General features: G+C 36.9%; 21 protein-coding genes and 1 tRNA gene. 12 read left to right on the top strand and 10 right to left on the bottom strand.

Annotated elements, in window-relative coordinates:
• Window positions 1–131 precede the first annotated feature (131 nt).
• The 10 genes from hemW to IWB64_RS03405 all read left to right on the top strand — a co-directional run bounded on the left by hemW (window position 132) and on the right by IWB64_RS03405 (window position 9,264).
• Entirely contained in the window at window positions 132–1,265 is a 1,134-nt protein-coding gene (gene hemW, locus IWB64_RS03450; protein WP_194532682.1) for a radical SAM family heme chaperone HemW, read from the top strand.
• 91 nt (window positions 1,266–1,356) lie between these two features.
• Window positions 1,357–2,124 (top strand): cyclase family protein, encoded by a 768-nt coding sequence (locus tag IWB64_RS03445; RefSeq protein WP_194532681.1) that lies wholly within the window; start codon window positions 1,357–1,359, stop codon window positions 2,122–2,124.
• On the top strand, window positions 2,121–2,471 hold the full coding sequence (locus tag IWB64_RS03440; protein WP_194532680.1) for a DUF4260 domain-containing protein: 351 nt from the start codon (window positions 2,121–2,123) through the stop codon (window positions 2,469–2,471). Before IWB64_RS03445 ends, IWB64_RS03440 begins: the two co-directional genes overlap by 4 nt.
• A 2-nt stretch (window positions 2,472–2,473) precedes the next feature.
• The gene (locus IWB64_RS03435; protein WP_194532679.1) at window positions 2,474–3,097 is read left to right on the top strand and encodes a DUF4230 domain-containing protein; all 624 of its coding nucleotides are present in this window, start codon (window positions 2,474–2,476) and stop codon (window positions 3,095–3,097) included.
• Between the two features lie 27 nt (window positions 3,098–3,124).
• Window positions 3,125–3,526: a Dabb family protein gene (locus IWB64_RS03430; protein WP_194532678.1), complete on the top strand. Its 402-nt coding sequence runs from the start codon at window positions 3,125–3,127 to the stop codon at window positions 3,524–3,526.
• A 99-nt stretch (window positions 3,527–3,625) separates the two neighbouring features.
• On the top strand, window positions 3,626–3,985 hold the full coding sequence (locus IWB64_RS03425; RefSeq protein ID WP_194535793.1) for an MmcQ/YjbR family DNA-binding protein: 360 nt from the start codon (window positions 3,626–3,628) through the stop codon (window positions 3,983–3,985).
• Window positions 3,986–4,027: 42 nt separating this feature from the next.
• Window positions 4,028–5,800: a MutS-related protein gene (locus IWB64_RS03420; protein WP_194532677.1), complete on the top strand. Its 1,773-nt coding sequence runs from the start codon at window positions 4,028–4,030 to the stop codon at window positions 5,798–5,800.
• Window positions 5,801–5,825: 25 nt separating this feature from the next.
• A complete protein-coding gene (locus tag IWB64_RS03415) occupies window positions 5,826–6,827 on the top strand; it encodes a metal-dependent hydrolase (RefSeq protein WP_194532676.1) in 1,002 nt (333 codons plus the stop codon).
• 77 nt (window positions 6,828–6,904) lie between these two features.
• Window positions 6,905–8,728 (top strand): DUF5060 domain-containing protein, encoded by a 1,824-nt coding sequence (locus IWB64_RS03410; RefSeq protein WP_226975795.1) that lies wholly within the window; start codon window positions 6,905–6,907, stop codon window positions 8,726–8,728.
• 188 nt (window positions 8,729–8,916) lie between these two features.
• The gene (locus IWB64_RS03405) at window positions 8,917–9,264 is read left to right on the top strand and encodes an Hpt domain-containing protein (RefSeq protein ID WP_194532675.1); all 348 of its coding nucleotides are present in this window, start codon (window positions 8,917–8,919) and stop codon (window positions 9,262–9,264) included.
• Between the two features lie 8 nt (window positions 9,265–9,272).
• On the opposite strand, the gene IWB64_RS03400 is transcribed toward IWB64_RS03405, so the two are convergent.
• The 3 genes from IWB64_RS03400 to IWB64_RS03390 form a co-directional block, all read right to left on the bottom strand.
• Window positions 9,273–10,373 carry a DUF4407 domain-containing protein gene (locus IWB64_RS03400; protein ID WP_194532674.1) on the bottom strand — a complete coding sequence of 367 codons (1,101 nt, stop codon included), beginning with the start codon at window positions 10,371–10,373 and terminating at the stop codon, window positions 9,273–9,275.
• Window positions 10,374–10,510: 137 nt separating this feature from the next.
• Window positions 10,511–12,304 (bottom strand): M56 family metallopeptidase, encoded by a 1,794-nt coding sequence (locus IWB64_RS03395; RefSeq protein ID WP_194532673.1) that lies wholly within the window; start codon window positions 12,302–12,304, stop codon window positions 10,511–10,513.
• A gap of 2 nt (window positions 12,305–12,306) precedes the next feature.
• Entirely contained in the window at window positions 12,307–12,672 is a 366-nt protein-coding gene (locus IWB64_RS03390; RefSeq protein ID WP_194532672.1) for a BlaI/MecI/CopY family transcriptional regulator, read from the bottom strand.
• Window positions 12,673–12,895: 223 nt separating this feature from the next.
• Here IWB64_RS03390 and IWB64_RS03385 point away from each other — a divergent pair, with 223 nt between their 5' ends.
• Window positions 12,896–13,474 carry a PhnA domain-containing protein gene (locus tag IWB64_RS03385; RefSeq protein ID WP_194532671.1) on the top strand — a complete coding sequence of 193 codons (579 nt, stop codon included), beginning with the start codon at window positions 12,896–12,898 and terminating at the stop codon, window positions 13,472–13,474.
• 41 nt (window positions 13,475–13,515) lie between these two features.
• On the opposite strand, the gene IWB64_RS03380 is transcribed toward IWB64_RS03385, so the two are convergent.
• Window positions 13,516–14,904 (bottom strand): dipeptidase, encoded by a 1,389-nt coding sequence (locus IWB64_RS03380; protein ID WP_194532670.1) that lies wholly within the window; start codon window positions 14,902–14,904, stop codon window positions 13,516–13,518.
• 114 nt (window positions 14,905–15,018) lie between these two features.
• Between IWB64_RS03380 and IWB64_RS03375 the strand changes: the two genes are divergently transcribed.
• Window positions 15,019–15,100 (top strand) — tRNA-Leu (locus IWB64_RS03375).
• 325 nt (window positions 15,101–15,425) lie between these two features.
• On the opposite strand, the gene IWB64_RS03370 is transcribed toward IWB64_RS03375, so the two are convergent.
• From IWB64_RS03370 to IWB64_RS03345, 6 genes are all read right to left on the bottom strand, one after another.
• Window positions 15,426–16,079, bottom strand: a complete 654-nt coding sequence (locus IWB64_RS03370) for an ion channel (protein ID WP_194532669.1) — start codon at window positions 16,077–16,079, stop codon at window positions 15,426–15,428.
• A 143-nt stretch (window positions 16,080–16,222) separates the two neighbouring features.
• On the bottom strand, window positions 16,223–16,606 hold the full coding sequence (locus tag IWB64_RS03365) for a hypothetical protein (protein WP_194532668.1): 384 nt from the start codon (window positions 16,604–16,606) through the stop codon (window positions 16,223–16,225).
• Entirely contained in the window at window positions 16,596–16,871 is a 276-nt protein-coding gene (locus IWB64_RS03360; protein ID WP_036155491.1) for a hypothetical protein, read from the bottom strand. Before IWB64_RS03360 ends, IWB64_RS03365 begins: the two co-directional genes overlap by 11 nt.
• Window positions 16,868–18,529, bottom strand: coding sequence for a CRTAC1 family protein (locus IWB64_RS03355; RefSeq protein WP_226975794.1), 1,662 nt, complete (start codon window positions 18,527–18,529; stop codon window positions 16,868–16,870). The genes IWB64_RS03360 and IWB64_RS03355 overlap by 4 nt, the downstream gene beginning before the upstream one ends.
• Window positions 18,522–19,196, bottom strand: a complete 675-nt coding sequence (locus tag IWB64_RS03350; RefSeq protein WP_194532667.1) for a DUF6796 family protein — start codon at window positions 19,194–19,196, stop codon at window positions 18,522–18,524. Before IWB64_RS03350 ends, IWB64_RS03355 begins: the two co-directional genes overlap by 8 nt.
• Window positions 19,193–19,555: a DUF2062 domain-containing protein gene (locus tag IWB64_RS03345; RefSeq protein WP_226975971.1), complete on the bottom strand. Its 363-nt coding sequence runs from the start codon at window positions 19,553–19,555 to the stop codon at window positions 19,193–19,195. The genes IWB64_RS03350 and IWB64_RS03345 overlap by 4 nt, the downstream gene beginning before the upstream one ends.
• Window positions 19,556–19,577 lie beyond the last annotated feature (22 nt).

The following is a 19,577-nucleotide window of genomic DNA, read 5'->3' as shown; positions in this document are numbered from 1 at the left end:
TATTAAGTAAATAGTACTCGGTTGGCAGTGAAAAACTAATACTGATTTAATCTACATCTAAAAAAAATTAGTCATTCACAACAACCCCTAACCTCTCAATTCTAAGTGCTAAATACTAATTACTAAAAAAAATGAGCGGCATCTACATCCATATTCCTTTTTGCAAACAGGCATGTCATTATTGTGATTTTCATTTCTCGACTTCAATGGGGAAGAAAGAAGCCATGATTACGGCTTTGCAGAAAGAACTACTCTTGCGAAAAGACGAGTTTAAGAATGAGGTTGTAGAAACTATATATTTTGGAGGAGGAACGCCCAGTGTGCTTCAAACAGAAGAAATACAATCTATTATTGATTCAGTTTACAGTAATTATACAGTTTCTGAAAATCCGGAAATCACGTTAGAGGCCAATCCAGATGATTTATCAACGGAGAAAATAATTGCCCTTTCCAAAAGTCCTATCAATCGTTTAAGCATAGGTGTTCAATCTTTCTTTGAGAAGGATTTAAAACTTATGAATCGTGCACATAATGCTAGTGAAGCGGAGAATTGTATAAGGGAAGCAACTACCTATTTTGATAATATTTCTATTGATTTAATTTACGGAGTCCCAGACATGACAAACGAGCGTTGGAAAGAGAATATAGACAAAGCACTTTCTTTTGGAATACCTCATATTTCTAGTTATGCCCTAACCGTTGAGCCACACACGGCACTCGCTAGTTTTATTAAAAAAGGCTTGGTCAAAAATGTAGATGATGAGGTGGCGCAGGCGCATTTTCATATCCTGTCCGAAACTTTGGAAGCCGCTGGTTTTGAAAGCTATGAGATATCTAATTTTGGAAAACCAGGTTATTTTTCAAGAAATAATACGGCCTACTGGCAACAGAAAAAGTATTTAGGTATAGGTCCGTCCGCACACTCGTATGATGGTGTGCGTAGAGGGTGGAACATCAATAATAATCCCAAATATTTGAAGTCGATAGAAAAAGGAGAGCTTCCTATGGAAACTGAAACCTTATCCGTTACCGATACTTATAATGAATATGTGATGACCGGTTTACGTACCATTTGGGGTGTCTCGCTTACAAGAATTGCTTCTAAGTTTGGTGAGAAATACCAGGAATATGCTTTAATGCAGGCGGAGAAGCACCTGAAGGACGAGTTGCTACATATTGATGGTGACACCCTGTTAACTACTAAAAAGGGGCGTTTTTTAGCTGACGGTCTAGCATCCGACCTTTTTATGTTAAATTTGAAGTAGAAACAGAAGTGAATAGGTGTAGAAGAAGTACACCATGAAGGCCGTAAGCATATAGTTACCCCAAATAACGGCCGTAAAACAACACATATTTATGATTGCCACAGTAAAACATAGAACAAAAAATTATCCTATAGATCTTACAAAACCTTTAGATATATCCATAGTTATAAAAAATGGTGCGGATAATGTAAATGCTTGGTACGTGGATCCGCCAACAATTACACCTCACGAGGAAAAAGGTTTTGTGGGCAAGGTATCGGAAGGAGCGTCCATTAATTTCAATGATATTTCGTTCAACCCACATGCGCACGGGACACACACGGAATGTGTGGGCCATATTACTGAAGAATTTCATTCCATCAATAAAAATCTAAAGAAATATTTCTTTCTCTCGGAAGTGATTACCATAGCCCCGGAAATGTTTGATAACGATTTAGTTGTTTCAAAAAAGCAGCTCAAATATGCTTTAGGAAATAAAAAAAGGGAGGCTGTGGTTATACGAACCCTTCCTAATATGAGGCAGAAAAAATCACGCCAATATGCACACACCAATCCTCCATATCTAACGCAGGAGGCCACAGAGTTTCTAGTGGAGAAAGGAGTGGAGCATTTATTGGTGGACCTTCCATCGGTAGATAAGGAAAAAGATAATGGCGCCTTAGTATCGCACAAAGCATTTTGGAATTTTGAAGGTAAACTAAGAAAACAAGCCACCATAACGGAATTTGTCTACGTGGCTAACGCTATAGAAGATGGCACCTATATATTGAATCTGCAAGTGGCACCTTTTGAGAATGATGCCAGCCCTAGTAGGCCTGTACTTTACAGAGTCATTCAGAATAAACCCGTTCAGAAATGAGCGCATTGCTAAAGGTTGAGGAGTTGGTTATGTTCTTTTTAGGGATGTATCTTTTTACTCTCTTACCTTATGCATGGTGGTGGTTTCTAGTATTGCTCTTAACGCCGGATATAGGCATGTTAGGGTATCTTTTTGGGAACAAAGTGGGAGCTATAGGGTATAATATTTTTCATCATAAAGGTATTGCTCTTGTGATCTATATAATTGGGGCGTATCTTTCGGAACCTATATTGCAGTTGGTGGGGATTGTTTTATTTTCGCATGCCGCAATGGATCGTGTTTTTGGTTATGGCCTTAAATATGACAAAGGATTTAAATTTACTCACTTAGGGGAAATAGGAAAATAAGAATGGATAATATCTTCGATACTTTTTTGGGTCTGATTCTAGGAGCTATCCTTATGTACTGGGTGTATTCTCTTTTTAGACAAAAGCAAAATAAAGAATTGACCAAACACCAATCTACGGTCCTTGTTGATAAAATACAGAGTGTTTGCAAGTTGGTTTCTGTAGAAGGAGATTTTGCTGAAATCTACCGCTATGAGAATATTAAAGAACGGTTCATGAGTTTGGTGAGCAGTAAGAAAAAAGCCTTGCTGGTCATCAATGCCAAAGCTCATATTGGTTACGATCTTAAAAAGGTAAAAATTAAGGCGGACAACGAGAATAAAAGAATAATTCTGACTCATTTTCCAGCACCTGAAATTTTATCCATAGAGCCGGATATTCAGTTTTATGATATTCAGAGTGGTATGTTCAACTTCTTTTCTTCTGAAGATTTAACGTTGCTTAATAAAGAAGCGAAACAACATATTCGTGAAAAAATTCCTCAAAGCGGACTGATGGAAACAGCCAAAAAGGAAGCCATTCAAGCGGTTCTACTTATCGAAAAAATAGTGGAAACCATTGGTTGGAAATTAGATTATACTGCTTTAGAGATTACGGAGAAGCAAAAAGAAATGCTGGAAGATTAATTCATTTATACTATTCAAACCATAATTATGAGAACACTTACCCTTGCAATATTATTTTTAACACTTGCCATTACCGCTAATGGCCAAACAAAGAATGACATGAGAGAATTTGACCCCAATTTTGCCCATACCGTATTTTTCTGGTTTAAAAACCCTGATAACAAGGCAGATCGTGCTACGTTTGAAAAATCCCTACAGAAATTTCTAGATAACTCACAATACGCTAAAACAAGCTTTATCGGTATGCCTCCAAAAGCTAGTCGTGATGTGGTAGATGGATCGTTTACCTACTCTTTAATCGTAACTTTTGAATCTGCAGAAGCACAAAAGAACTACCAAGATGAAGCACCTCATAAAGTGTTTATTGAAGAGTCTAGCGCTTTATGGGAGAAAGTAATCGTTTACGATTCAAAGGGCGTGCAACAGTAATTAGTAGATAAGGCATAAGCCAATTTTAAAGATAGGATGCCATAAATTATCAATTTTAAATTGATAAGGACTCATCATACATAATGACGACTGCAAATGATGAACATTGAACTGTTTCGCGACTATTGTATTACTAAAAAAGGAGTGACTGAAGAGTTTCCTTTTGATGAAAAAACATTGGTCTTTAAAGTCATGGGTAAGATGTTCGCTCTTTGTGCATTAGAACGGCTTCCGTCTCAGGTCAACCTCAAATGTGATCCGGAGAGGGCTGTTGAACTTCGTGAAGAGTTTGATGGCAACATCATACCTGGGTATCATATGAGCAAAGTACACTGGAATACGCTTCTGTTAGACAGTCTGCCACCTAAACTCATAACTGAACTCATAGACCATTCGTATAATTTGGTCATTTCCAAATTCACTAAAAAGCTTAAAGCGGAGTATGATGCACTTTCGTGAATCATTTCGTAGTATTTTTATTTAAAATCCTTGTTGGGTATTATGCAGCAATTAAAATCTTTTTATAGTGGTGAAATTGAAAAATACACCAAAGAATTATCACAAATAAAGAAACAACTCTTTGCTTCAAGCATGTTGCGTTTAGCCATATTTGGTGTAGCCGGCTTTGCCATATATTGGTTTTTTGGTGATGCCAAATGGGTTATGGGCGTAGTGTTGGTTACCGTTGTTCTTTTTCTCTTTTTAGTAACGAGACATGCAACGCTCCAGTACAAACGAGATAGGTTATTGGCTTTGCTAGATATTAACCAAACGGAACTGAAAGTATTAGATCGTGACTTTCACGATTTACCGGAAGGCGATGAGTTTAAAGACCCGTTACATTATTTCAGTCAAGATATAGACCTTTTTGGGAGAGGTTCATTTTTTCAGTACGCCAACCGTACCGCTTTAAAACAAGGAGCTGAGACTTTTGCTGGTTTGTTCAAAGCGAATACCATAGATGGGATTGTAGAGAAACAAGAAGCCATTAAAGAATTAGGGAAAATGCCCGAGTGGCGGCAGAATTTTTCTGCAATAGCATCTTTAACGCAAGCAGAAGGCAAGACGGATACTATTGTAAATTGGCTAACGAACTACGTTCCTTTCGTGCCTAAAATAATGCGTTATCTACCTCTAGTTTTTTCGGCAATCTCCGTGGTTCTATTTGCACTTTATTTTCTAGACCTGGCACCAGAGTCGGCCTTGGTGGTTTGGCTTGTGGTGGGTATGGGTGTTACCGGAATGTATATGAAGAAAATCATGAAGCTAGGTGGTGATGCTTCAAAAGTACAGAGCACTTTTCAACAGTATAATAAGTTGTTGCACCTAATAGAAGAAACTGAATTTACTTCAGATTATTTAAAAGAATTGCGGGGTAATGTGCTTAGAGATAAAGAAAAAACGTCTTTGATCATAGCGCAATTTTCAAAGCAGTTGAATAGTTTAGATAAGAATAACAACATTATTTATCTCTTTTTTGGCAACGGCTTTTTTTTACGAACCTTAACGCATTGCTATGAGATTGAAAAATGGATTGCCAAACACGGGGCTTTTGTAGAAAAATGGTTTGATACCATCGCATTTTTTGATGCCTACAATAGCTTAGGTAATTTTACTTTTAACCATCCAGAGTACAATTTTCCAAATATCAATAATGATGCAGCGGTTCTTAAATCCATTGGAGCAGGTCACCCTTTGCTAAACCCTGAAAAGAGTGTCTTGAATGACTTTGTAATAGACCGCGAACAGTTTTTTATTGTTACCGGAGCCAACATGGCGGGTAAGAGTACTTTCTTACGGACAGTTTCATTGCAAATTGTTATGGCCAATATGGGACTTCCGCTTTGCGCCAAGAAGGTAGATTATTCGCCTATAAAATTAATTACAAGTATGCGTACGACGGATTCGTTAACGGATGATGAATCATACTTCTTTTCAGAATTAAAGCGATTAAAATTCATTGTAGATGAAATTCAGGAAGACCGTTATTTTATTGTTTTAGACGAAATCCTAAAAGGAACCAATAGCACAGATAAGGCAGAAGGAAGCCGCAAGTTTGTGGAACGGTTGGTGGCGTCAAAATCTACAGGGATTATTGCTACTCACGATTTAAGTTTATGTGAAGTGGCCAATACATTGCCACAAGTAGAAAACCATTATTTTGATGCCGAAATTATTGATGATGAGCTTCATTTTGATTACAAGTTCAAAGATGGAATCTGTCAGAACATGAACGCATCGTTCTTATTAAAGAAGATGCAAATTGTAGAATAAGAATAGTACAAACGATAGTCAATAAATGGATTCGTTAACTCAAATAGTTTTAGGCGCTGCTGTTGGTGAAGCCGTTTTAGGAAAGAAGGTAGGTAACAAAGCCATGCTGTATGGGGCTATTGCAGGTACTATTCCTGACTTGGATGTTATAGCGCGTTTCTTTTTTGATACTGTTACAGCAACAGAGATGCATCGGGGTTTTAGTCATTCCATTTTCTTCTCCATACTATTCGCTCCAATATTTGGTTGGCTTATTTCAAAAATAGAAAGAAAGAGCGAGGCCACTTTTAAAGATTGGTCTTGGTTAATGTTTTGGGGGCTTTTTACGCATCCGATTCTTGATACGTTTACCACTTGGGGAACTCAATTATTCTGGCCTCTTAAAATCCGATTGGCGTTTCAGAGTATTTTTGTCATCGACCCTTTGTATACGGTACCTTTTATTGTTTTTTTGATTATGGCCATGCGCCAGCCAAAAACATCGCCAAAAAGAAAAAGATACAACAGATTAGGGTTAACGGTGAGTACGGCGTATTTGGTAACCTCTTTAATTCTAAAGTATTTTGCTTACGGAGAGTTCGTTCATAGTTTAGAAATACATGGTGTAAACTATGAAAATATAGATACCCGTCCCGCACCGTTCAATACCATTTTATGGACTGCTAATGTAGATGCTGGCGATGCGTATTTAATAGGGAATTATTCTTTTTTTGATACGGAGGAAATCAAGTTTATATCCTATCCTAAAAACCATCAACTTTTGGGTGATCTAAAATCTGAAGATAAGGTAAAACGGCTCATTGGTATTACGGAAGGTTGGTATACCATTTCTAAAAAGGATGGCAAACTGTTCTTTAATGACCTTCGTTTTGGACTTATAAGTCTAGACCCTAATGAGACGCAATTTGCCTTTACTTATGAACTTCAGCCAACTGAAAATGGACTTGCAGTTCATGAAATGCCAAAAAACCGAGTAGATGCCAAACGGTTGCTAAATGCACTGTGGCTTCGGATATGGGGCAACTAGTTAAATTTGTATCTACGTAGTAGAACTTTCCTCCATTTGACTATTTTTAAGTATTAATTGATTAAAACCACTTCAACTTGAAAAAACATTTTCTATACCTTATTGCGTGCACTTTTCTCCTGATTTCATGTACAGAAAAAAAGAAGGAGGAAAAGCTAACGGAATACCAAAGGTGGCATACAGTCACTTTATCCTTTGAAGGCCCTGAAACATCGGAAAAAGCAGATGATAATCCGTTTTTAAACTATCGTTTAAACGTTGAGTTTACTAATGGTGATAAAACGTATGAAGTTCGTGGCTTTTATGCTGCTGACGGTGATGCTGCAGAGAGTAGTGCTGAAAAAGGTAAAATTTGGCAAGTTCGTTTTTCTCCAAGTGAAATGGGGGAGTGGAGCTATTCGGCAACTCTGCAACATGGAGATTCCATCGCGCTTTCTAATGATAAGTTACAGGGTGAAGAGATAAGTATAACCAATGCCATGGGTAAGTTTAATGTAGTGGCATCGGATAAGAAAAGTCCAGATTTTAGGGGAAAAGGGCGTTTGGTGAATTCAAAAGGATATTTCCGATTTCAAGATTCTGGTGAGTATTGGATAAAAGGGGGTGCAGATAGTCCTGAAAATCTTTTAGGCTATGAAGATTTTGATGGTACCTACCGTATGCAAAGTTCGGAGAGTAAAGGAGAAGCCAAGACAAATGAACAGCTACATCGTTACGCGCCCCATTTAGAAGATTGGAACAATGGTGATCCAACTTGGAAAGAAGGCAAAGGGAAGGCGCTAATTGGTGCGTTAAACTATTTATCCTCAAAGGGGATGAACGTAGCCTACTTTTTAACGTTAAATATTCTTGGCGATGGAAAAGATGTCTGGCCTTACGCCGATCCTGATGATTTTACCCGTTTTGATGTTAGTAAATTAGAGCAATGGGAAATAGTTTTTAACCATATGCAGGCAAAGGGCATATTGTTACATATGGTACTGCAGGAAACGGAGAACGAAACCATGTTGGATAAAGGTGATACAGGCTCTATGCGCCAATTGTATCTCCGTGAGCTTATGGCGCGTTTTGGGCATCATTTGGCCATGAATTTTAATTTAGGAGAAGAGAACGGCTATGCAGAATTTACACCTGTTTCCCAGAATGACGCACAGCGTAGAGCAATGACTTCTTTTCTTAAAAAAATAGATCCTTATAACCATCCTGTACTTTTGCATACCCATAGCCATGAACCGGCTCGCGCTAATATTTTGGATTCAATTGTCGGTTTTAAGGATTTGGATGGTATTTCTTTACAGGTGGACAAACGAGAAGGAGCTGCAGAGGTAGTGGAAACTTGGAAGACAAAAGCAAGCAAAGCAGGTCATGAATGGATGATTACTATGGATGAGATAGGCATGTGGCACACCGGAGCGCGTTCGGATTCATTAGATGGTAATCATGATTCATTACGCCGTTATGTACTTTGGGGAACTTTGCTATCCGGTGCCGCAGGTGTGGAGTGGTATTTTGGAGCGAATAATACGTATCATGACCTTAATGCCGAAGATTGGCGTAGCAGAGACCGCTTATGGGAAATTACCAAACATGCTTTAGACTTTTTTCAGGAGAATTTACCATACTGGGAAATGCAGGCCCAACATAGTTTAATAAATTCTAAAGAGGCATATTGTTACAGGAAAGAAGGTGAGGTCTATGCGGTTTATTTACCGGAGAAAGGCAACTATAGTATAGATTTAAGTGAAACCGAAGGTGATTTTACAGTAAGTTGGTTTGATCCACTCAATGGCGGAAGCCTACAACCGGGCTCTGTTTTAAAATTAAAAGGGGGTAGTAAAATTGATTTTGGCACACCTCCCGGAGACAAAGAACAAGACTGGATTGTTCTGATAAAACGCTAAGGCAATCCGCACATAATCTGATACTTTGACGATAATTTAAAGCTTTTTTAAAAACAAACATCTTTTTATTAGCCGATGATGTATTCTTTTGACTGTTTCACAACAAACAAAAAAATACCGGTACTATAATTCTTACCTTTATTTGCTCTGAATTACGAACAGGTAAGCTTAAATAGAGGCGGATTTTTATGAAGGATTTTGATAGTTACAAAGGGGAAAGACCAAGCTTAAACTACGTGGAAAACCTCGTAGGGGCTCGTGATGCTGAATTCGAAAAAAAGTTCGTAACCCTTCTTAAATCTGAATTTTCTTGGGACCTTGGCAAATACCTCTATCATATAAAATTGGACGAACCCCGAGCCGCAGCAGAAATCGTTCACAAGTTAAAGTACAAGATCAGTGTCCTAGGTATGAAAAAAACATTTGTTTTTGCTGAAGAGCACAAAGAACGTTTACATGCAGGAGATGCCAGTCTTGACGAAGACTTTAAGAAGATTTTAAAAAGGATAAATGTCTTTCTAGACCTACTAGATTAGTAAGTTTCTTACAATTGCTTCACTTGGATATCACGAAAAGCATCGGCTTGAAGTTTTAATAGTTCTTCTGTTTTTTTCTTTTTATAGGCGTATACCTCTTCTTCTCTTTTTATCTCATTATAAATCTTTTCGTTCAATGCCGTGTCTGCTAACAGAATTTGTTCGCGTTGCTGTATTTTTTGTCGCGCCCAAGTATTGACCATACTTTCTTCTTCCTCTAGCTTAATATCATAAGTACCTTTTGGTGATAAAAGTTTAGCGATGATCGGTGAGGTTTCAATTGCTAAAAACAATAGAAATATAAAGAAAGAGGGCCACCAAGGCAGCTCGTTCAACGCATTTATGCGTGCCATAAGTCCGTCAAAACCATCTATTAGAGGTTGGGAAGTTTTAACCACATTTGCATACTCGGTATTTAAGGTTGCAATCTCATTTTCTATGGCGGTTATTTTTTGACTATAACTCTCTTTTAATTGTTGAAGTTCGGCCAAGGCAGCATCATGCTTTTCGCGTTTTTCTTCGTAAACGGGACCTTTGCCCAGTTTTAGAGTTCCTGAAGTACCTTCCGCTTCTGTAATGTATGTGCTGTATAGCGCATTGGTTTCAGCTTCTTTGGTAGTGATTTCACTTTTTAAAATACCGATATCTGCATTCAGTTTTTCTATGTTTGGCATGTACTGTAAGGCCAACTGTTCTTTGTTGGCCAACGTCATTTCATTCTTTTGCTCCAACAATACTTGATTTATTTCTTTCTCGAAAATTTTCATTTCCAAGGGTTTTGAAATTACTATGGCAATTATGACTGCGAGAATTATACGTGGAGTAGCTTGTAAAAATTCTTGACCAAAATTGTTTCTCTTTTTAATGGTGGAGACAATAAAACGGTCTAGGTTAAAAATCAAAAGCCCCCAAATGAAACCAAAGAAAGTAGCCGTGTATATATTGTCAAAAACAGTATAAAGGGCGTAGCTACTGGCAATAAATGCCATGAGAGCCGTAAAGAATACGGTTGCGCCAATACCGGCGTATTTGTTCTGTTCCCCTTGTGAACAGGTTTTTAAAATGGAGCTGTCCGCCCCCGAGCAGAGAATAAAGAAGTTTTGTATCATGATTAATGATTTGTTTTTTGACCATCCATACGGCTGGCATGTTGATGATGATGTATACTGGGTGAACGTAACTATTTCACTTTTGGTAATGAAAAAGCCCTCGAAAAGAGGGCTTTAACATATGTTTGACGTTGTGGTTATCTTATTGTTACAGGTTCTTTGGTAATTCGTACTTCTGCTTTGCCATTTTTCTCTCTAGATTCTATATTTAACTCTTTGTTTTTCTTTAGTAGGTCAATGGCTTTATTAGACGAAACCTTTTTGCCTTCATAGAAGAATGTTGCTCCTTTTTTTGCCATATCAATGGCATAATCTAATGGGGATGCCGGAGTAGGAGGTGATGGTGGTGCGACCGGACTGCTAGGTTTAGAATAAAAGGTGTGGGTGTTTGAAGGAATTCCGTTTATAGCCTTTGCATCGAGGTTTAAATGATCATATGGGTCTTGATTTTCAATGATTTCTTTTAATTGTTTATTGGCATAATTAGTTGTGTTTAGTGTTTTTGGCGCATGGGGTGAGCGAGGAGGTGCAGGAAAATTTAATGATGATTCTATTTTCGTATTTGGTGTTTGTGGATGAGGAATATTGCTTTTTTCATCTTTTGATACGTGAGGAGCTTCGGGTATTGCTGGTGGCTCTGGAAAATCTGGGAACGGCTCTCCATTCTCTTTTTGTTTAGCAGACATTAATCCGTAGATACGATTTAACTGGTCTACATCAGATTTTACGATGTGAACGTTTGCGCCATTGTCCATCATGGTATTATATTTTTTCGCCAAATAATTATAAGATGTAATTTGCTTTTTCGTTGCGCCATCTTGGTTCTTCTTTGGCAAGCATTCAGGAAAAGGATGAGCCTCTTCTTTTTGAGCTTTGCTCATATTACGGTAGATAGTTTCCAATATGTACAAATCCTTTAATGGGATGACCCTTTTTTCAATAGGTATCGCATTGTATTTTTTGGCAAGGGCATTATATTTTTCAATTTCTGGATTTTTCTCCGAATCCGTCATAATTATTTTACTTGCAGCATTTTCATTTTGGATGATAGTTTTGGTTTCGCTAAAACCAAATAGTAAAATTGCGAGTAAGGGTAGAAGTAATGTACATCTTAATACAATCCCTTTTTTTGATGTTTGTTTTTTCATGATTTTAAAACGTTTTTTGATTGATGAATAATTAATGGCATTCGCAATGCCAGCCGACTGATAATGATTAAAACTATCGTTTGATAAGTACGATAATAACGTGTTTTGATATTGAATAGGGTCTTTACTATTTATAATTACAGCACTATCTGCCAGAAATTCATGATTAAGTTTAATTGACTTTTTGAAGAGATAGGTAAGGGGGTTGAACCAGAATATAACCTGTAGAAATTCGATTAATAACACATCTATACTGTGTTTTTGTTTCGCATGGGTTTCCTCATGAAGTAGTACCTCATTAGGAATTATTTTAGCCTCATACTTTTGCCTGTTCAAGAATATATAACTGAAAAAAGTGTGTGGAGGTAACTGCTCTTTTAGAAGTACTTTTACACTGAAATTTGTTTTTAGTTTTGGGTTTTTACGAATTCGTAATCCAATTTGAAAGAGGTGACGAAAAAATCGAAATCCGAAACCTAGGACTCCTATACCATAAACTGACCATAATGCTAATTCCCAATTGAATTTTGAATCGGTTGCAATGGGTTGTGTAATCTGAGCATCCTCTATGAATTCTATATTTTGTGTTTCTATAGATACATTTATGGGTGTTGCGGCAACAACTTCGGTAAAAACAATACTCGGTATTATGAAAGAAATGAACAATGCACCTAAAAGATAAAACCTTTTGAAAGTGTGCATACTTTCCTTTTCTAACAATAATTTGTAGAAGGTTAGAAATATGGCCATACAGGCAGCAGATTTTATAAGGAATAAGATCATGACTATTTCTTTAAGATTTCACTATCTATTAATTTTTTTAAATCTTCCAATTCAGCTTTACTTAAATTGGTTTCTTGAGTGAAAAATGATGCGAACTGACTGGCACTATCATTGAAAAAGTTTTTAATGAGTCCGTTAACGTGTTTAGAGAAGTAATCTTTCTTTTTTACCAGCGGATAGTATTCTCTACTTCTACCAAAGCTTTTATAGTCAATAAACTTCTTGTCGGCCATTCTTTTTAATAATGTGGCAACAGTGGTCGTAGCGGGTTTTGGCTCTGGGTAAGCATCGAGTAAATCTTTCATGAACGCCTTTTTTTGCTTCCATAGAATATTCATTAATTCTTCTTCCGATTTGGATAACTGCATTTTCTACAAGTTTAGAGTATGTTCTACAAACATAGAATATATATATTGATTCTACAAATGTAGAGTAATTTTTGTTTTTTTGCCTTAGGGATAGTAATGAAAAGCCCGCATTTGCTTTTTAGCAAAGCGTACTTGTAATGTATAGCCCGCCCCCAATTCTTTGGGGAAAGGTCCAATTGACCCACTTAAAAGATGTAAATTTGTATTATAAAAATAATGAATAATGAGTGTATTAGCTGATTTGGAAGCACGTAGTGGCTCCACTTGCGAATTATGTACGGGAACGAATAATTTAGAAGTTTTTGAAGTAGAGCCGGTATCTATAAGTGGAGTAGATTCAAGTATTTTAGCATGTGAAACTTGTCGTACTCAAATTGAGGATTCAGAACAAATGGATGCCAATCATTGGCGATGTCTTAATGATAGCATGTGGAGCGAGTATGACTCTGTGAAAGTTGTAGCTTGGAGAATGTTATCTAGATTAAAGTCTGAAGGTTGGCCTAAGGATCTTTTAGAAATGATGTATTTAGAGCCAGAAGTTTTGGACTGGGCAAAAGCAACAGGAGAAGGTTTAGCAGAGGCTGATAAAATTATTCACAGAGATGTAAACGGCGTAATTCTAGAAAATGGAGATAGTGTTGTTTTAGTAAAAGACCTGAAAATTAAAGGTTCTAGTCAAGTTGCCAAGCAAGGTACGGCTGTACGAAGAATTTCTTTAGACCGCGAGAATGCAGAATATATAGAAGGTAAAGTAGGACCAACTATGACGGTTATAATTACCAAGTACGTTAAAAAAATATAAATAAAAAGGGGAATCAGTTTTAGTTGATTCCCCTTTTTATTTTACTTGCTCATTTCTGTAAAGTGATGATAGAAATAAGGTATGGTCTCAATACCTTTTAAGTAGTTCCAAACTCCAAAATGTTCATTTGGTGAGTGAATAGCATCGCTATCTAAGCCAAAGCCCATTAGAATAGTTTTACTATTCAATTCTTTTTCGAATAACGCTACAATAGGAATACTGCCACCACTACGTTGTGGAATGGGTTTTTTACCAAATGTAATTTCGTATGCTTTAGACGCTGCTTTGTAACCAATGGTGTCAATAGGTGTAACATACCCTTGTCCACCATGATGGGGCGTCACTTTTACGGTAACCCCTTTAGGCGCTATGCTTTCAAAATGAGTTTTGAATAACTGTGTGATATCTTGCCAATCTTGGTTAGGAACCAAACGCATAGATATTTTTGCATAGGCTTTGCTGGCTATTACCGTTTTTGCGCCTTCTCCTGTGTATCCGCCCCAAATTCCGTTTACATCTAGGGTAGGACGTATGCTGTTACGTTCATTTGTACTATAACCTTTTTCACCGTCTACCGATGTAATGTTAAGCGCTTTTTGATATGCATCTAGACTAAAGGGCGCCTTTGCCATCTCTGCCCGTTCTTCTTGGGAGAGGTCTTCTACTTTGTCATAAAACCCAGGAATGGTAATATGATTGTTTTCATCATGAAGCGAAGCGATCATTTTGGTTAAAGCGTTTATAGGGTTCGCTACGGCACCACCATAAAGTCCAGAGTGTAAATCCCTATTTGGGCCAGTAACCTCTACCTCTACATAGCTAAGGCCTCTTAAACCGGTAGTTATTGATGGAACATCGTTCGCAATCATACCAGTATCGGAAATTAAGATGATATCATTAGCTAGTTTTTTGTGGTTATTGGCCACGAAAACGGCTAGGTTGTTACTACCAACTTCTTCTTCGCCTTCAATCATGAATTTTACGTTGCAGGGCAATTGATTGGTTTTCACCATAAATTCCAACGCTTTTACGTGCATATACATCTGACCTTTATCGTCACAAGCACCACGGGCAAAAATGGCACCTTCAGGATGTATTTCTGTTTTTTTGATAACAGGCTCGAACGGAGGCGAGTTCCAAAGGTTGATTGGATCTGCCGGTTGAACGTCATAATGACCATATACCAGAACCGTGGGTAGGGCAGGGTCAATAATTTTTTCGCCGTATACAATTGGGTAGCCATCGGTCTCACAAATTTCGACCGTGTCACAACCTGCATTTTCTAGCGCAGTCCTTACTGCTTCTGAGGTATCGATTACGTCTTGAGAGAAGGCAGAATCAGCACTTACAGAAGGAATACGCAATAATTGTATGAGTTCATCTAAGAACCTTTCTTTGTTTTTTGAAATGTAATCTTGTACGTTTTGCATGTAGCAAATTTAGGGTGTATTTTAAAAATACGAAAAAGAACGTTTTTAAATGATAGAAAATTTAGAGAATTGAAATTTTGCACTATATTTGCATCCCAATTTAGAATTGGAAATGCAGGCGTGGTGGAATTGGTAGACACGCTAGACTTAGGATCTAGTGCCGCAAGGTGTGAGAGTTCGAGTCTCTCCGCCTGTACAAACAAAAAGCTTCTCTTAACCGAGAAGCTTTTTTAGTTTTATGAAGTTTTGAATAAAATATGAAATAAGGAGAGTTGAGAAGCCTGTCCCGAGCGCAGCCTCGGGGAGTCTCTCCGCCTGTACAACCAGAAGCCTTTCAGGAAACTGAGAGGCTTTTTTTATGGGTGTAATTTTCCCGCTTAATTCAGTTTACCCTTAGTACTACCACGGTGGTTAAACCTATAGCCATCAATTCAATAGTCACTGAAAGTTACCCACTCATAATTTATAAAACTGAAAGACGCGGCAATAGAAAAGACTATACTAAAGGGGTGTTATAGGATTTACGATTTCACATTAATATATTTTCCGACAAAAACAGCAATGACTATGGCCAAATAAAACTGACCAATAATATTTAGAACAAGAGTAAGAGATTGAGCTGGAGCGGTTAACGGAGTAATATCTCCATAACCTACTGTGGTAATGCTGATAAAGCTGAAATAGTAAAAACTATAGCTATAAAAGTGAGCTACGCGTCTGAATGAATTTGGGTCGGCAATATCAATTGCTTCAAAAAGAATTCCTCCAATAAGCCCTAAAAAAAGAAACCCTAAAATGGGCATCAGAATAAATTGAAGGTTAACCTGTTTAATTTTCCGAAGTTGGCCAAGTAATAAGATGCATAAGTTAGTAAAAAGTGCAAACGAAATGACCAGTCTAAAAATTGTGAGCGGTTTGGACCCTTCATGGGCAAACTCCATCCAAATTGCGGTTAATGTAAGCAAGCCCAGAACATAGGTAAACGCCTTTGTCAATTTTGTTGAAGCAATAAGTGAACTCCCTAAAATCACCAAAGTAAAATTTGTTACGATTACGTAACCTGGATTAAATCCGCTTACTGCAATGTGAATAGGTGTTAATAAAAAATTGAACACGCTAACCAGCGCAATTACATATTTGTAATCTGTCAAAGTCGCTATAATTCTTCCTCTCATTACATTAGGCTTGTATCCGTAATTATTTCTAAAATAGTAGGGTCACTTTGTTTAAATAATTCTTTCGATTCAACATGCAAATCACTTCAAATTTTCAATAGCATTTCCCAAGCACCTCAAGGACTTTGGTTCTCTTTGTGAGATTATTTCTTATTTGAAGAATTAAGTTGAATTTTTTTAAGGATGATAAGTGATGTGAAAATCAGTAACGATATATAACACATAGGTATTCCTGAATCAGTTTTAGGGCATTCTGCATTACCTATAAACTGCATTACCGATGCCACTAAAGCAATTAGTACTGCAATACCGGTAAATAAGAAATAAATGAGATTCCATTTTTTAAGCAAATGCGAAATAAAGGGAAGTATAAAACATATTAAGATGATTAAACAGGCGGGCACAGCCCCAAATTTGGGGCAGCCATCACCTGTTGTAAATTCTGTAATAACTAGACTACCCGCACCAAAAAGACCGATGAGGAATAGCATATTTATAACCCAGAATAAAGTAGTACTAGCTTTCATTTTTAGGGGTTATATGACAAGTGGGGCACTCTAGACCGCTAACTTTACTTTTTAGCTGTATACCTGTTAAATGGGTAACCACAAAATTTTGAATAAAGGCATGTTTACTACTGTGATTATTAACTTCAATCTGTAGATCCTTATATTTTTCACGAACTACGTTTCCATATTCTTGGTCACCCCAACAATTAGGACAAACACCTTCAGGAACTTTATCGAATTCGTCTGGTCTTTTATTGAACATTCTTTTTAGAGATTCTATCATTTTTTTGTTTTCAAGTTTGTTGCTACAGTATCATTTGCTATTTGTAGATTACGTTCTTTGATAACATCTACAACCGAATTAATTTTAGGCGAAATAATCTCGTCTTTATGACCATTTGAATAGGCTACCGTTATTTTGTCGATATGCTGAGTTTTGCCTAATCCAAAGTGAAGTAGTGCCGTTTGATCACTCGCTAATCCTTCACCGGTTACCAGCCAATCGGTATAAGTTTCATCTGGTGTAACAACGGTAACTTTAGCTCCCATAGCTTCTGCAGCATCTGCTAAATCTACTTGTACAAAATTGTTAGCATTTCCTTTATTGATAAAAGCATTTGAAGGTCCATCTATATTGGTCCAAATAAGGTCTAAATGTCCATCAGCATTAAAATCACTTACAAGTGCGGTTATACCATACAAAGGATTTTCAACACCACTTTCTGTTTCTGTTGGTACAAAAGTGTGGTCTTCTTTTTGAATCAATAATCGCCCAGGTAGTTTAAATATTTTACTGAAAGGAAAATCGACATAATTTTCTGCAACTATCAAATCTTGTAGTCCGTCATTATTCATGTCGGCAAAAGTGCATCCCCATGAAAACTCATAATCAGCAATTTTAGCCTCTTCTGCGGCATCGGTAAATTTAAAATTGCCCTCATTTTTAAACAGAATCCATTTATCATTAAAAAGGGATTTATCCTTAATGTCACCGCTTGCCATAAAATTTGGGGCGGTAGTACCAACATTAGAGAACATAAAATCTACCAAGCCGTCATTATTATAATCACCAACTGCAAGTCCCATTGGGTAAGCGAACTTACCAGTTAACGGATTCGATTTCATAGTAAAAGTCAAATCACCGTTATTTTTATATGTTCTAGCTTCGCCGGTATCATGAACTACAACAAGATCTAACCAAGAGTCATTGTCAATATCTACTAAAACCCCTTGAAAAGTATTATGTATGTAGTCTAAGCCAGCAGCTTTCGTAATACTCTTAAAAGTATTATCACCGTTGTTTAATAATAACTCACTTGTAGAGCCATAATCATAGCGTTCAAAAATGTTTTGCCCCTCCATCAGTTCTTTGTGCAAGTAGGTAGCTAAGAAAATATCTAAATCTCCGTCCTTATCAATATCACCAAGGGTAATTCCTGCAGGAGATGATTTTTTATTTACAGGTGTATTAATGATTGTTTCTGTAAACGTTTTACCATCATTATAGTAAATACGAAGACCATCTTCGCGAGCAATAATAAGGTCAGTAAAGCCATTATTGTCCATATCTCCAGAAACAACTCCTAATGAAGTTGTGGTGTTGCCTTTTTTTGGTAAACCAACTTCTTCTGAAACTAGTACGAATTCATTATTTCGATATGCGTAAATGGCATCTTCCTGGCTCATTCCTCCACCAAAAAATACTTCATCGATGTTGTCATTATCAATATCAATAAGTGCTGAAGGTGCTAATGGAAGTGATTTTTCACCAGTGTATTTATGAACAAAGTCTAAGGGTACATTTGAAAATTCAGGTATTTTCTCCGATTCAATACTAACATCGTATTTATCAGAAACAGAATCTCGCCAGAATCTGAAAAAGACTAAGATTATCATCATCAATAGGAGTGTACCTATTATTTTAAGTAGCTTTTTAATCATTATGTAAAGGTTTTATAAGAATATGTAGTTGGTATAGCGATAAGCTAAAAAGTATAAAATGAGTAATGTTCATAAGAATTGGTAAGGTATGTTGACCAATAGACGGGATTGCTAAACCAACAAGTGCCACAGCAATTAAGATAACAATTGGACTGAAAATTGCCATCCATTTTTTATAGTACGTACCGCCTTTAAGTATGGCAACAATGAAAACAATAGATAACAGTGCAACTATAACCCTTAGTGCTTGCACTAATACTTCCATATGATTTGTATAATGCGCTAGCAGATCTTTATAAACTTCTGGGTTCATGGAATCTTTAAGATGTACAATGTTACCTATAGAAGAGCGAGATCCAATCCATATGCCTCCAACGGCAAAGGCAATAAAGCCAATGGCGAGTACCAATCTGGCTAATGTTTCATTACCTGATCTTAACATTAGATATATATGAATGTACCCAGCAAAATAAAAGGGTAGACCAATGACCGCTAAAAAATGACCTAAAGTCATATGATCTAAATCTACAAAGGCAAAGAATTCATAATTCTCTGAATGACCTAAAATATTAGTGGAGTAGTGGAGTAAATATTCTCCTATACCGACTAGAATTGATCCGATTAATCCTAGATATCCTAGAAATTGAATGGTTTTGTTTGTACTCATTTGGTTGATTTAGAATCTTTGACGAAAAATTTTAACATTTCTTTCAATAAAAAGTAAAAAAATATTGAAGCGGGTAAAATAGTTAAGCCCCAACCTACAAAACCACAGAGTAATTCATATGAAAGTGAACTTAGCGTATTCCAAAAACTAAGGTCATAACTTGCTTTTATAGCCTCAAAAGTTAATAGGGTATGTGCCGTTCCAAAAAGTGTTTCGCCGATATTGATAAAAGGAATAAAAAGAAGTGCCTTAATAAGCTCCACAACATAGCTCAATGCAATCATAATGGGTAGGTTTAATTTGTACCTGACAGCAAGTGCAGTAAGAACTATTATTGAAATACCAAAAATAGGAAACAGAGAAACGACAAAAATTGCCTCC

The sequence above is a fragment of the Zobellia nedashkovskayae genome (assembly GCF_015330125.1).
Taxonomy (GTDB): Bacteria; Bacteroidota; Bacteroidia; order Flavobacteriales; family Flavobacteriaceae; genus Zobellia; species Zobellia nedashkovskayae.
This window is presented reverse-complemented; position numbering and strand designations above follow the sequence as displayed.

Coding starts and splice junctions, on each gene's coding strand:
- hemW (WP_194532682.1), top strand. CDS start 132: ATGAGCGGCATCTACATCCATATTCCTTTTTGCAAACAGGCATGTCAT.
- IWB64_RS03445 (WP_194532681.1), top strand. CDS start 1,357: ATGATTGCCACAGTAAAACATAGAACAAAAAATTATCCTATAGATCTT.
- IWB64_RS03440 (WP_194532680.1), top strand. CDS start 2,121: ATGAGCGCATTGCTAAAGGTTGAGGAGTTGGTTATGTTCTTTTTAGGG.
- IWB64_RS03435 (WP_194532679.1), top strand. CDS start 2,474: ATGGATAATATCTTCGATACTTTTTTGGGTCTGATTCTAGGAGCTATC.
- IWB64_RS03430 (WP_194532678.1), top strand. CDS start 3,125: ATGAGAACACTTACCCTTGCAATATTATTTTTAACACTTGCCATTACC.
- IWB64_RS03425 (WP_194535793.1), top strand. CDS start 3,626: ATGAACATTGAACTGTTTCGCGACTATTGTATTACTAAAAAAGGAGTG.
- IWB64_RS03420 (WP_194532677.1), top strand. CDS start 4,028: ATGCAGCAATTAAAATCTTTTTATAGTGGTGAAATTGAAAAATACACC.
- IWB64_RS03415 (WP_194532676.1), top strand. CDS start 5,826: ATGGATTCGTTAACTCAAATAGTTTTAGGCGCTGCTGTTGGTGAAGCC.
- IWB64_RS03405 (WP_194532675.1), top strand. CDS start 8,917: ATGAAGGATTTTGATAGTTACAAAGGGGAAAGACCAAGCTTAAACTAC.
- IWB64_RS03400 (WP_194532674.1), bottom strand. CDS start 10,373: ATGATACAAAACTTCTTTATTCTCTGCTCGGGGGCGGACAGCTCCATT.
- IWB64_RS03395 (WP_194532673.1), bottom strand. CDS start 12,304: ATGATCTTATTCCTTATAAAATCTGCTGCCTGTATGGCCATATTTCTA.
- IWB64_RS03390 (WP_194532672.1), bottom strand. CDS start 12,672: ATGCAGTTATCCAAATCGGAAGAAGAATTAATGAATATTCTATGGAAG.
- IWB64_RS03385 (WP_194532671.1), top strand. CDS start 12,896: ATGAGTGTATTAGCTGATTTGGAAGCACGTAGTGGCTCCACTTGCGAA.
- IWB64_RS03380 (WP_194532670.1), bottom strand. CDS start 14,904: ATGCAAAACGTACAAGATTACATTTCAAAAAACAAAGAAAGGTTCTTA.
- IWB64_RS03370 (WP_194532669.1), bottom strand. CDS start 16,079: ATGAGAGGAAGAATTATAGCGACTTTGACAGATTACAAATATGTAATT.
- IWB64_RS03365 (WP_194532668.1), bottom strand. CDS start 16,606: ATGAAAGCTAGTACTACTTTATTCTGGGTTATAAATATGCTATTCCTC.
- IWB64_RS03360 (WP_036155491.1), bottom strand. CDS start 16,871: ATGATAGAATCTCTAAAAAGAATGTTCAATAAAAGACCAGACGAATTC.
- IWB64_RS03355 (WP_226975794.1), bottom strand. CDS start 18,529: ATGATTAAAAAGCTACTTAAAATAATAGGTACACTCCTATTGATGATG.
- IWB64_RS03350 (WP_194532667.1), bottom strand. CDS start 19,196: ATGAGTACAAACAAAACCATTCAATTTCTAGGATATCTAGGATTAATC.